The organism is Aeromonas sp. S12(2024), assembly GCF_041402305.1.
GTDB lineage: Bacteria > Pseudomonadota > Gammaproteobacteria > Enterobacterales > Aeromonadaceae > Aeromonas > Aeromonas veronii.
In genome coordinates, this window is the sequence record NZ_JBGLRB010000007.1 from 98,726 (window position 1) to 110,865 (window position 12,140).

A 12,140-nucleotide genomic window follows, 5' to 3' on the forward strand; every position below is an offset into this window, starting at 1 on the left:
CCCGGTTCTTAAAAATAGGAAAAAATGGTTAAAAAAGACGATCATTTCTGCCCATCCGGGCGGGTTATGCATAAAATGTGAGGTTCATGCAGATTGTGATGAACTATTTGTAACTATTTGTGTCCAACAAACAGTTTTATACGGTTTTGTCACAACTGACATCGCAACTCACACTCTTTAGATCTAAATACAGGATAGCGGATGAAACGTCTCCGTCCCTTGGTAGTACAGGCTGCCAATTGGGAACCACCGGTTCCCCGCAAACACTTTTACGCCATGCTGATGCTGACGGCCATGACCCTGTCAGCAGTGGCATTATTGCCAGCTCCGGGTGACATCCTCGAGCGGCCGCTGCGTCTTGAGTTGCCCATTGATACCGCAGGTACGGCAACCAACGAAAACAACACCGACTTTAACGAAATTCCCGATCACGAACTGGTTGATCAGAGTGCGCCGGATGACGACATCCCGGTCGACACCACCCCCCAGTGGCAGGATTACCGGGTCCGCAACGGCGAAAACCTGACCGCTATTTTTAACAATCTCGGTCTCTCCACCACCACCCTCTACAAGGTGCTGGACGCGGACAACAAGAACTATCTGGCGCGCCTCAAGCCGGGCCAGAATATCGAGCTGCTGATCGATCAGGACAACATCCTGCAGCAACTCAAAATCCGCCTGAACATCAAGCAGACGCTGGTGATGGCGCGCAGCGACGATGCTTATACCGCCTCCATGATCAATGAGAAGGTTGAGTGGCAACCGCAGCGTTACAACGGCGTGATCAACGGCAGCTTCTATGTCAGTGCCCGTAATGCGGGGATTCCGGCCAACCATATCCAGAAAATTGCCAACCTGTTCCAGTGGCGAATGAATTTCGCCAAGGATCTGCAGAAGGGCGACAAGTTCAAAGTGCTGGTACGCCAGGAGACGGTGGAAGGCAAGAGCACTGGTAACAGCCAGCTGCTGGGTGTGGAAGTGACCAGCCAGGGCAAGACGGTGTCGGCCTGGCTCTCCGATGACGGCAACTATTACGACGGTCAGGGCAACAGTCTGGAGCGCGGATTCCGCCGCTACCCGACCCACAGCCGCTATCGGATCAGCTCCAACTTCAACCCAGCGCGCAAACATCCGGTAACCGGTATGGTGCGTCCTCACGAGGGCACTGACTTTGCGGTGCCGGTGGGCACGCCAGTGCTGGCGACTGGCGATGGTATCGTCCAGAAGGCAACCAGCCACCCGCTGGCGGGTACCTATATCGTCATCAAGCATGGCCGTACTCTCTCTACCCGTTATCTGCACCTGAGCAAGCTGCTGGTCAAAACCGGTCAGCGAGTGAAGATGGGCGACAAGATCGGCCTCTCCGGCAACACAGGTCGCTCGACCGGTGCTCACCTGCACTACGAGCTGCGGATCAACAACCGCCCGGTCAATGCCATGACCGCCAAGCTGCCGATGGCTGAACCGCTCAGCGGCAAGGAGCGTCGTCAGTTCCTTGCCAAGGTGAAGAGCTACCGCAAGGAGCTGGCAGCGGGTTGATTCCTGTCGTCACAGCCTGAAATGAAAGGCCCCGCCAGATTGGCGGGGCCTTTTTACATGCGCAGTGACGGTCAATAACCCTTGTCGAAGTCGATTTTGCCATCCAGTGGCTGGCCATCGATAAAGCGGATGTAGTTGCGCACAAAGATCTGGGCCACATCATCCGGGAAGCTGTAGGCGCTGTTGTGGGGGGTGACGATGAGGTTGGGTTGGCCCCACAGTGGACTGTCGGCGGGAAGCGGCTCCTGCTCGAACACATCCAGCACCGCCATCGCCAGCTTGCCGGTACGCAGTGCAGTGAGCAGATCGCCCGAGTGCACGGCGCTGCCACGGCCAACGTTGAACAGGATGGCGCCCGGTTTGCAGTGTTCGAAGCGGGCGGCATTGAACAGATGACGGGTATCGCGGGTGGCTGGCAGCACGCTGACGATGACATCGGCCTGCGCCAGCATCTTGTTGAGCGCAGGTAGCTGATAAACCTGATCAAACCCGGCCCGCTCCCGACCGCTGCGGCTGATGCCCAGCACCTTCATGCCAAAATGTTTGCCGGTGTGGGCAATATGCTGACCAATGCTGCCGGTCCCCAGGATCAGCATGGTGCGCCCCTTGAGGCCCTGATAGGGGTGGCTTTGCCACAGTCGCTGTTTCTGCTGTTCCCGATAAAGGGGGATTTGGCGCATCAGGCTGAGCAGATGACCAAAGACATACTCGCTCATCAGCGGGCCGAAGATGCCGCGCACATTGGTGAGCTGGTAGTCGCGGCGACTGTCAGGGTCGAGCAGCACATCGACTCCCGCATAGGTGGACTGGAACCAGCTCAGCTTGTTGGCTTTGGGCAGCAGCGGTTTGGCACGGGCCGGTTCGGCCATCAGAATATGGGCTTCGCCGATCAGCTTCTCGGCATCGCTCTGGTTATCGGCTCGCAGAATGCGCAGATGGGGGAGATTGGCGGCCTTGAGCAGCCGTTCGTAGTGAGCATTATCCTGGCTGAGCAAAAGAAGGGTACGTTGGCTCATACTCTTGTTCCTTATCAGAATTTGCGGCGCAACAAGATGCCGCTCTCGACCCATCTTACCTGACTTCATATCGCAACATAGCCGACCAGGGCGCTTTTTCGTTTTCGCCGCGCCCCTCGTGGGCTACAATCTGCCCCACATTTTGCAAAGGATCCGACTCCAGTGTTTGGTGACAAGTTTTATAAGCGACTGGCCGAGCTACAGCCTTGGCAACAGACCGTCTACACCCTGGCGCTGGCAGAGCGCATGTACCCCAACTATGCCCTGTTCTGTCAGGCTTCCGGCTTTGGCAATGCTGGTGCTTTCCGGCATGCGCTGGATCAGATGTGGGTCTACCTCACCGTCAAGGGATCCCGGGTCAATCTGGGTACCATTCTCGAAGAGTTCGAGTCTCACATTCCGGATCCCCGCAAGTTTGAATCCTACGGTGCCTATCCCGCGCTGGATGCCTGTGTTGCGCTGGGCTGCGCCTACAACTCGGTGATCTGCCGGGTCGGCGAAGAGGCCAACGATGCCAGCCATGCGTCAGTCGGTACCGTGGCCGGTTTTATCGAGCTGCTGGAAGAGCGGGATCTGACCGAAGAGGAGCTCTACGAGCACGAGTACATGGAGGCCGAGCTGGAGTTCCAGGTTGAACTGCTCAAGCGGGTTGCCCATGAGCGCGACAGCGATCGTATCCTGGCTATCAGAGCATTCGCCTTTCAGGATGGCGTCTCCAATATCGGGATCAGCCTGGAAGAGTAATCCTCTGCGGCTCCTGATCGAAAAAGCTCCCGTTCGGGAGCTTTTTTTATGCCTGAAATTGTTCAGCAGCTTATACCTGCTCTTCGGTGAGGGGTCTGACGCTCAGCACCGGGGCCGCGTCGATTTCGTCTGCATTCATCATGGAGGAGATGCGTTGCAGGGAAGAGAGCAGCAGGGTCTGCTCCCACGCTTCCAGTGCCTGAAAACGCTGGATGAAGCGCTCTTGCAGCGGGGTCGGGGCCTGGGCCAGCAGGGCGCGGCCTGCGTCAGTCAGTGTCGCGTGAACCTTGCGCTTGTCGGTATTGCTGCGAACGCGCTGCACCAGTTGGCGGCTCTCCAATCGGTCCATGATGGTGGTGGCGGTGGCCTGGCTCATGTTGGTGTGATCGGCTAGCTGGCGCATGGAGATCTGTCCCAGCTCGTCGATCCCTTTGAGCAGCAAGAGTTGTGGGGAGGTGAGCCCGGCTTCTTTGATCAAGCGCCTGGAGTGCATGTCGATGGCACGAATAATCTGGCGCAGGGCGACCAGCACTTCATCATGTTTTTCCATGGGGTGTGCGTCATTGGAGGGCAATGGAGAGGGGCAAAATTTTCCGCCTAATTCGTCACAAGGTCAATATTGTTTTTGCTGTAATGATTTCTGCTCTAATTAATTTTGTGTTAGGTTGACGGGCATTTCACGGAATTCACCCTGACATTTGAGGAGCTAAATGATGAATGACGAGCTGGATATCAAGTCTCTGGTGGCCGAGTTACGTGTGGTCAGAGTGCGCTATGAACTGCCGGATACCTCGGCTTTTGTGCGCTATCAGCCTGCCTATGATGAAGACCCGAACAACCTCAAGGTACACCACTATGATGGTGAGTTACCCCTCTCTTGTAGTGAGACAGGTACTTTCAACCTAAAGGAGTTGGTGAATGAATTACGCTACGCCTATGTGCTGGTGCACCTCTTTCCTGACGAAAGTGCCATGAACTTCTATCTGACTGGCCTAGATACCGGCCTGGCACAGCTGGAGTTCATCGGTGGCTCTTACGACTTCAACCGCCTCTGGATCACCAGCGGTATCTCCAATCTGGGCGTCCCCATGGCGATCTTCCTTGGCAAGCGTCACGCCGTGAATGGCCAGCCCTCGGTTTCGCTGGTGGATCACCGCGAACAGGCAGCCGGCAAACTGGTCTATCGTGCCATCGGCGGCGCCGGTGATCATGTGGGCGAAGACTTTTTCAACAACGACTAAGGAGGCTGGATGCGAGCAAGCAAAGGGCTATTGAAAGGCCTCAACCCCACCATGGCCATGACGGCCCTCACCGTGATCACCCTGTTTTTGCTGTTTGGCGTATTTGTTCCCGATACCGCGGCCGCCTGGTTTGTCGGTGCCAAGGATCAGATTATTGCCGGGTTCAAGTGGTACTACATTCTGGTGGTCGCCCTGTTCCTGTTCTTCGCTGTCTACCTGATGTTCAGCCGTTTTGGCAGCATCCGGCTGGGTGACGACGACCAGGTACCGGAGTTCGGCTACTTCGCCTGGTTCTCCATGCTCTTTAGCGCTGGCATGGGGATCGGTCTGGTGTTCTGGAGCATCGCCGAGCCGATGAACCATCTGCAGGGCAATCCGTTCATTACCGAAGGGATGACCCCGGAAGCGGCCCAGATCGCCATGCGCCTCACCTTTTTCCATTGGGGCCTGCACCCCTGGGCCATTTATGTGATCGTCGGCCTGTCACTTGCCTTTTTCAGCTACCGGCGCAAGTTGCCGCTGGCTATCCGCTCTGTACTTTACCCCATCCTTGGCGAGCGGATTTACGGTTTTTGGGGCCATGCGGCCGATGTGCTGGCGGTGTTCGGCACCGTGTTCGGGGTGGCGACCTCCCTTGGTCTGGGGGTCTCCCAGATGAATACCGGCCTCAACCAGATGTTTGGTATGGCGGTGTCGCAGTCCAACCAGCTCTGGCTGATTGGCGGTATCAGCCTGATCGCCACTCTGTCGGCGGTTTCCGGGGTCGGGCGTGGAGTGAAAATCCTCTCCGAGCTCAATATCTGGCTGAGCGTCTTCGTACTCGCACTCTTTCTGGTGCTGGGGCCGACCACCTATATCCTCAACGCCTATGTACAGAACATCGGTGATTACCTGCAGAACATCGTCAAACTGAGCTTCTGGACCAACACCGAGGCCAACGGCACTTCTGCCTGGCAGTCGAGCTGGACGGCGTTTTACTGGGGCTGGTGGATTGCCTGGGCGCCGTTTGTCGGCATGTTTATCGCCCGCATTTCCAAGGGGCGTACTATCCGCGAGTTTGTGCTCGGTGTGTTGCTGGTCCCCTCGCTGCTCGGCATGTTCTGGCTCACCGTGTTTGGCGGTACGGCGATGAATCTGGAGCTGTTTGGCGGTGGCGGCGTGGTCGCTGCGGTCAATCAGGATGTGACGCTGGCGCTCTACAAAACGGTCGAGCTGCTGCACTGGGATACCTTCGGCTGGATCGCCAAGGCAGTGTTGACCCTGCTCATCTGCACCTACTTCATCACTTCCAGTGACTCGGGTACGCTGGTCATCACGACTCTGCTCTCCATCGGTGATCAGGAGCCGCCGGTTCTGCACCGCGCCGTATGGGGTCTGGGGCAGGGGCTGGTTGCGGCCATCCTGCTGGTTTCCGGCGGCCTGGCGGCCTTGCAGGCGGCCAGCATCATAGCGGCGCTGCCGTTCTCGGTGATCATGCTGGCGATGTGCTATTCGCTGATGCTGGGGCTCAAGCAGGAGAGCCAGCGCCAGTTCGAATATCGCCAGAATCTCAAGCGCCACGATGGCTCATCCCATATGAGCCTGATGGAGCGAATTGGTCCGGCATAACGGCACCAGCAGGGGTTAGCGCCCCTTCACATATAAACCTGGATGCAAAACGGCCGCCCTGGCGATGCTCTCCTTGCGGAGCTCATCATCAGGGCGGCCGTCTGTTATGGGGCCGAGGTTACTCCTCGATAAAGGTCCACTCATCCTTGACCCGGCTGATGGCATCAGTCCGTTTCCTTGCCAGCTGTTCCTTGATCTCTTCTCCCTTGTAACCGGCCGCCACTATCTCTTTCACCGGCACTGCCTGGGCGGCTGCCAGCGCTTCTGCCACATAGTCCGGCTCGGCGTAGACCCGCTCCTCGAAACCTGTGCGGCCGTGGAAGTCGGCGCGGCAGGCATCCAGCAGCTGGGCAAAGCGCTCGGGGCGGCGCCAGGCATCAGCCTTGTCGAACACCTTGAGCAGGGTGGCAGGCTTGAGCTCAAAGGCGATATGGATGTGGGTGTGCAGATCGCTCACCAGCAGCGCCAGAGCCCGGCACTCATTGGGTACCCGGAACCGTTCGCACAGGGCGCGAATAAGCGGCAGCCCTTTCTGGCCGTGACCGTGATGGCTTGGCCAGAACTCCTTGGGGGTTACTCCCTTGCCAAGGTCGTGGCAGAGGGCGGCAAAGCGGACGGTCAGCTCGGGGGAGATCCGGCACGCCTGCTCCAGCACCATCAGGGTGTGGATGCCGGTGTCGATCTCCGGGTGCCACTTGGCCGGGGCGGGAACGCCGAACAGAGCGTCGATTTCGGGGAAGAGTGCCTTGAGGGCGCCGCACTGGCGCAGCACCTCGATAAAGATCTGTGGGGTCGGCCCCAGCAGTACCTTCTCCAGCTCCTTCCAGACTCGCTCCGGCGTGAGGTGGGCCAGCTCGCCAGCGGCCGTCATCTCGCTCATCAGGGTGAGGGTCTCCGGCGCTATGGTAAAGCCCTGAGCGTGGAAGCGGGCGGCGAAGCGGGCGACCCGCAAGATGCGCAGCGGATCTTCGGCAAAGGCGGGGGAGACGTGGCGCAGCAGCCGTTTTTTCAAATCCTCAATGCCACCGTATGGGTCGTGGAGCTCTCCCTGTTCATCTTCGGCGATGGCGTTGATGGTGAGATCCCGGCGCAGCAGATCCTGCTCGAGCGTCACATCGGGGGCGGCGTGGCAGACAAAACCGGTGTAGCCCTGACCCTGTTTGCGTTCGGTACGGGCGAGGGCATACTCCTGCTGGGTTTTGGGGTGAAGAAACACGGGAAAGTCGCGACCGACCTGGGTAAAACCCAACGCCAGCATCTGTTCCACGGTGGCGCCGACCACCAGATGATCCCTGTCGCCCTGCGGCAATCCTAGCAGGCGATCCCGCACTGCGCCCCCAACCAGATAAGTCTGCAAACCGTCTCTCCCGTCATCAATTGTGGGGCCGAGTATATCGTCTTTGTTACCGCTTTGCTGCCTGAGCACCACCTGCCCGCAGTGCCAGTCAGCGCGGCTTTGACTTGGGCGTGACGAGGCCTTACGCTGCCGCACCAGACAGCTGGCGCTGTGCTGCGGGATGACTTTATGCCCGCTCAGGCCAGATGAGCCGAAGGAACCGCAGAGTTCCCCATATATCAACGACATGAGAACAACGTGAATCAATCAACCTTCGCAAGCCGGGTTCTGGAGTGGTACGAGCTTCATGGCCGCAAAACCCTGCCCTGGCAGCAGGAGAAGACCCCTTACCGGGTCTGGGTCTCGGAGATCATGCTGCAGCAGACCCAAGTCGCCACAGTCATCCCCTACTACCAGCGTTTTATGGCGCGCTTCCCCGATGTGGTGGCGCTGGCCGATGCCCCCGTCGACGAGGTGCTGCACCACTGGACCGGGCTGGGCTACTACGCCCGGGCCCGCAACCTGCACAAGGCGGCCCAGCAGATCCGCGATCATCACCATGGTCTCTTTCCCGAGCGCTTTGACGAGGTGATGGCGCTGCCGGGGATTGGCCGTTCTACCGCCGGGGCCGTGCTGTCGCTCTCTCTGGGTCAGCCCCACGCCATCCTTGATGGCAATGTGAAGCGGGTACTCACCCGCTGGCTGGCGCTGCCGGGCTGGCCCGGCCAAAAACAGGTGGAGAACGAGCTGTGGGAGATCGCCATCCGGCTCACCCCCAAGCTGGGCGTGGCGCAATACAATCAGGCAATGATGGATATCGGGGCCACTATCTGCACCCGCAGCAAGCCTGCCTGTGATCGCTGTCCGGTGCGGGCCGATTGCCAGGGGCTGTCGCAAGGCAAGCCTACCGCTTATCCCAACAGCAAGCCCAAGAAGAGCATTCCGGCTCGCGATGGCATCATGCTGCTGATCCGCCACGGCGATGAGTTGCTGCTGGAGAAGCGGCCGCCACAGGGGATCTGGGGCGGGCTCTACTGCTTCCCGCAGGTGGCCTCGCTGGCGGAGGTGGATGGTCTGCTGGCGTCCCTCGGCCTGAGCCATCACAGTTATCGTGAACTGGCCGGTTTTCGCCATACCTTCAGCCACTTCCATCTCGATATTCAGCCGCTGCTGATTGACATTGATGAGGCGCAGCCGCTGCGGCTCATGGAAGCAGATAACCGACTCTGGTATAACTTACGCCATCCTGCCGAGGTGGGGCTGGCGGCCGCCACGGCCCGTCTGCTCGCCTATCCAGAGTTACAACCATAGAGGTCAACATGAGCCGTACTGTATTTTGCCAACGCCTGAAAAAAGAGGGCCCGGGTCTGGATTTCCAACTCTATCCCGGTGAGCTCGGCAAGCGGATTTTTGACAACATCAGCAAGGAAGCCTGGGCCGAGTGGCAGAAGAAACAGGTGATGCTGATCAACGAGAAAAAGCTCAACATGATGAATCTTGAGCATCGCCAACTGCTGGAAAAAGAGATGGTCAGCTACCTGTTTGATGCAGGTGAAGTGCAGATCGAAGGTTACACCCCGCCTGCCCAGTAAGCTCTCCGGCTGTTGTACGTGTGAACAGGTGCGGGAATGGCGCAACACTGGCGTGACCGCTCCTGAAGTCGCAGCAAATGAATGATGGGCAGCTCTGCTGCCCGGTTTGAGGATCCTATGGGCCGAATTTTTTGGCTGCTGTGCACCCTGCTGTTTCTCTCTGCCTGCTCATCTTCCCCCAAGCCCAGCGGGAGTGAGGATGACGATTTGGTCAACGGCAAGGACATCCGCGGTTTTGAACACATGATCAGCGCGCTCTCCCATAACGTGAACGAGATATGGGGGCGGGAGGCGCTGTTTGCGGGCAAGTTTGACTACGTCAAATACACGGATCAGTACAAGAGCCGGGCCCACATCGACTTCTCCAGCGGCCACATCATGGTGGAGACGGTATCTGGCATCGATCCCCGCGCTCACCTGCGTCGCGCCATCATCGAGACCCTGCTGACGCCGGACGATCCGGCTGAAGTGGATCTTTACTCCGACCGGGAAATTCTGACCGGCGGCGAGCCTTTCCTCTATGGTCAGGTGCTGGACAATCAGCGCCAGCCAATCCGCGCCTCCTGGCGCGCCGAGCGTTATGCCGATTACCTGCTCAACACGGCGATGAAGAAGCGCACTCTGGGTATTCGCACCATCTTCTTCGTCGATATTCCCATGGTGGCCAACCATGAAGATCGACGGGGCTACAAGTATGCGGGGATCATCCGGGAAGCGTCGCGCAAATACGGCGTGCCGGAGAGCCTGATCTATGCGGTGATCAAGACCGAGAGCAGCTTCAACCCCTATGCGGTGAGTCATGCCAACGCTTATGGCCTGATGCAGGTGATCCCGGCTACCGCCGGTCGTGACGTCTATGTTCGGGTCAAGGGCAAGAACGGCCAGCCGACCCGGGAGGAGCTGTTCAACCCGGCCTACAACATCGATGTCGGTACCGCCTATCTGCACCTGTTGCAGACCGTCTATCTGGCGGATATTCAGGATCCGCGCTCCCGTCGCTATGCGGTGATCTCCGCCTATAACGGTGGCGCTGGCGGGGTACTCAATACCTTCTCCAGCGATCGCAAGGCGGCGCCGGGCCGGATCAACCGGCTCTCCCCCGAGGCGGTCTATCAGGTGTTGACCGAGCAACATCCCAAAGAGGAGGCGCGCCGTTACCTCTACAAGGTCAATCAGGCCGAGAAGGGCTTCAAGAGAGCCTTTGCCAGTCGGGCCGGTTAAGCGGTGATGCTGGGTTAACCATACAAAAGGGCGCTTGATATCAAGCGCCCTTTTAACGTCTGGCCAGTTCGTCGTTGAAGTGGCCTTATTTGGCGATAAAGCCGCCCTTGGTCTGCGGGGCCGCGCCCACTTTCTCCAGGGTTTTCACTTCCACTTCGGTCTTGTTCCAGCTGTGGTCCACTTCACCACGGATGCGGATCTGATCATCCGGGCCCACTTCGGTGCCACGCCACACATCCTGATCCACTTCGACCTCCACCTCACCGCTGGCATCGCGGAACAGATAGTTCTCGCCGCCCAGGTGCTTGACCAGTTTACCTTCCAGGGTGGCCCAGCTGTCATCGGCCAGATCTTTCAGTTGAGCAACGGAAACCTTGTTCTGCTCTTGCGGACCGGTATAGGCCGCCATGGCAAAAGAGGAGACAGACATCAGGGTCAACAGTCCGATTACGCTTGCGCTTGCCTTGTTCATTTCATACTCCTGTCGTTGGTATGAGTGCATTGTGCCGGGGGGGGCGTGAAACAAGCGTGAAAGAAATAGGCTGGTGTGATTGTCTGTTTTGTGAGCGCAAGCGATTTCATCGGTGTCGGAACATGTGTGATTTCATCTGGAACTGTAATCTGTCGCCTTCACCAGAAGTCAGTGGCAGCAGACTCTTCCCATGCCTGTCGCCACTCGAGGAGAAGTCCGCAGGTCTCACCTGCTTAATCGAAGAGCATAATAATATGAAAAAATGGCTTGTTTGTTTATTGGGGTTAATGGCATTGACCGCGCAAGCGGCAGAGGGACGCCAACCTTTTTCCCGGGTTGTGATGTTTGGTGACAGCCTCTCCGACACCGGCAAGATGTACAAAAAGATGCGAGGGTATCTCCCCTCCAGCCCACCCTACTTCAACGGGCGCTTCAGCAACGGCCCAGTGTGGCTGGAGCAGTTGGGTGACGAGCGTTTCCCCGGTCTGGTCGTGGCCAACGAGGCGGAAGGCGGTGCAACCGCGGTGGCCTATAACCATCTGGGGGCTCTGAATGGCTGGCTCGGTTTCTGGTCCTGGGATCCCAAATATCAGGTGATCAACAATCTCGATTACGAGATCGATCAGTTCCTGAAAAAGGACAAGTTCCGTCCCGATGATCTGGTGGTGATCTGGGTCGGTGCCAACGACTATCTGGCCTATGGCTGGAACACCGAGCGGGATGCGGATCGGGTGATCGATACCATCCGGCTGGCATCCAACCGGTTGGTGCTCAACGGCGCGCAGCAGATCCTGCTGTTCAACATTCCTGATCTGGGGCAGACCCCGTCAGCCCGCAGCATGAAGGTGGTGGAGAAGGTGCGCCATGTGGCCAGTTACCACAACCAGAAGTTGCAGAACCTCACTCGAGAGCTGGCTCCCCTTGGCATCGTGAAGCTGTTCGAAGTGGACAAGCAGTTTGACGAGATGATGCGCGATCCTCAGCAGTTCGGGCTGAGTGACACAGAACACGCTTGCTACGGTGGCGGCTATACATGGAAGCCATTCTCCGGCAGCGCCGCCGAGGTGGCTGCGACCCCGGCTTTAAGTTTCTCCGAAAGAGTGGCTATTGCCGGTAACCCGATCCTGGCGCAGGCGGTGGTGAGCGGGCAGGCAAAAGGGCGAGCAGCGACCCTCAACTGCGATGAGCATATGTTCTGGGATCAGGTGCATCCGACCAGGACGGTGCACAAGGTACTGAGCCAGCGTGTTGCTGACTTTATCGATCAACACTACGAGTTTGTTCGTCACTGATATCGCTTCTGGCCAGCATGTTGCTGGCCTTTTTCTCCTATCTGCCCTCATTTGTGCGTCTTTTTGCGTCACATTCAGT

12 protein-coding genes are annotated in these 12,140 nt (G+C 58.2%); 8 read left to right on the forward strand and 4 right to left on the reverse strand.

Annotated features, from left to right (window positions below):
* Positions 1 to 201 precede the first annotated feature (201 nt).
* Positions 202 to 1,539, forward strand: a complete 1,338-nt coding sequence (gene mepM, locus ACB035_RS09070) for a murein DD-endopeptidase MepM (protein ID WP_005354854.1) — start codon at positions 202 to 204, stop codon at positions 1,537 to 1,539.
* Positions 1,540 to 1,610: 71 nt separating this feature from the next.
* Here the strand turns inward: mepM and ACB035_RS09075 are convergent, their stop codons facing one another.
* On the reverse strand, positions 1,611 to 2,555 hold the full coding sequence (locus tag ACB035_RS09075; protein ID WP_005363043.1) for a D-2-hydroxyacid dehydrogenase: 945 nt from the start codon (positions 2,553 to 2,555) through the stop codon (positions 1,611 to 1,613).
* Positions 2,556 to 2,717: 162 nt separating this feature from the next.
* Between ACB035_RS09075 and ACB035_RS09080 the strand changes: the two genes are divergently transcribed.
* Positions 2,718 to 3,299 (forward strand): YjaG family protein, encoded by a 582-nt coding sequence (locus ACB035_RS09080; protein WP_371167122.1) that lies wholly within the window; start codon positions 2,718 to 2,720, stop codon positions 3,297 to 3,299.
* Between the two features lie 70 nt (positions 3,300 to 3,369).
* Here the strand turns inward: ACB035_RS09080 and ACB035_RS09085 are convergent, their stop codons facing one another.
* Positions 3,370 to 3,849, reverse strand: a complete 480-nt coding sequence (locus ACB035_RS09085) for a MarR family winged helix-turn-helix transcriptional regulator (RefSeq protein ID WP_236350964.1) — start codon at positions 3,847 to 3,849, stop codon at positions 3,370 to 3,372.
* Positions 3,850 to 4,012: 163 nt separating this feature from the next.
* On the opposite strand from ACB035_RS09085, the gene ACB035_RS09090 reads away from it, so the two are divergent.
* Together ACB035_RS09090 and ACB035_RS09095 are read left to right on the forward strand one after the other, a co-directional pair.
* Positions 4,013 to 4,540 (forward strand): hypothetical protein, encoded by a 528-nt coding sequence (locus tag ACB035_RS09090; RefSeq protein WP_005335836.1) that lies wholly within the window; start codon positions 4,013 to 4,015, stop codon positions 4,538 to 4,540.
* Between the two features lie 9 nt (positions 4,541 to 4,549).
* Complete coding sequence (locus ACB035_RS09095; protein WP_005335834.1) at positions 4,550 to 6,148, forward strand: BCCT family transporter; 1,599 nt, start codon at positions 4,550 to 4,552, stop codon at positions 6,146 to 6,148.
* A gap of 118 nt (positions 6,149 to 6,266) precedes the next feature.
* On the opposite strand, the gene ACB035_RS09100 is transcribed toward ACB035_RS09095, so the two are convergent.
* Positions 6,267 to 7,505 (reverse strand): multifunctional CCA addition/repair protein, encoded by a 1,239-nt coding sequence (locus ACB035_RS09100; RefSeq protein ID WP_371167123.1) that lies wholly within the window; start codon positions 7,503 to 7,505, stop codon positions 6,267 to 6,269.
* Positions 7,506 to 7,742: 237 nt separating this feature from the next.
* On the opposite strand from ACB035_RS09100, the gene mutY reads away from it, so the two are divergent.
* The 3 genes from mutY (at position 7,743) to mltC (ending at position 10,297) form a co-directional block, all read left to right on the forward strand.
* Positions 7,743 to 8,795: an A/G-specific adenine glycosylase gene (mutY, locus tag ACB035_RS09105; RefSeq protein WP_139495088.1), complete on the forward strand. Its 1,053-nt coding sequence runs from the start codon at positions 7,743 to 7,745 to the stop codon at positions 8,793 to 8,795.
* Between the two features lie 8 nt (positions 8,796 to 8,803).
* Positions 8,804 to 9,076 carry an oxidative damage protection protein gene (locus ACB035_RS09110; protein ID WP_005335828.1) on the forward strand — a complete coding sequence of 91 codons (273 nt, stop codon included), beginning with the start codon at positions 8,804 to 8,806 and terminating at the stop codon, positions 9,074 to 9,076.
* A 117-nt stretch (positions 9,077 to 9,193) separates the two neighbouring features.
* Complete coding sequence (gene mltC, locus ACB035_RS09115) at positions 9,194 to 10,297, forward strand: membrane-bound lytic murein transglycosylase MltC (protein ID WP_005354839.1); 1,104 nt, start codon at positions 9,194 to 9,196, stop codon at positions 10,295 to 10,297.
* Positions 10,298 to 10,382: 85 nt separating this feature from the next.
* On the opposite strand, the gene ACB035_RS09120 is transcribed toward mltC, so the two are convergent.
* Entirely contained in the window at positions 10,383 to 10,769 is a 387-nt protein-coding gene (locus ACB035_RS09120; RefSeq protein ID WP_005335826.1) for a YgiW/YdeI family stress tolerance OB fold protein, read from the reverse strand.
* 254 nt (positions 10,770 to 11,023) lie between these two features.
* Here ACB035_RS09120 and ACB035_RS09125 point away from each other — a divergent pair, with 254 nt between their 5' ends.
* A complete protein-coding gene (locus ACB035_RS09125; RefSeq protein WP_216952085.1) occupies positions 11,024 to 12,061 on the forward strand; it encodes an SGNH/GDSL hydrolase family protein in 1,038 nt (345 codons plus the stop codon).
* Positions 12,062 to 12,140: the final 79 nt, after the last annotated feature.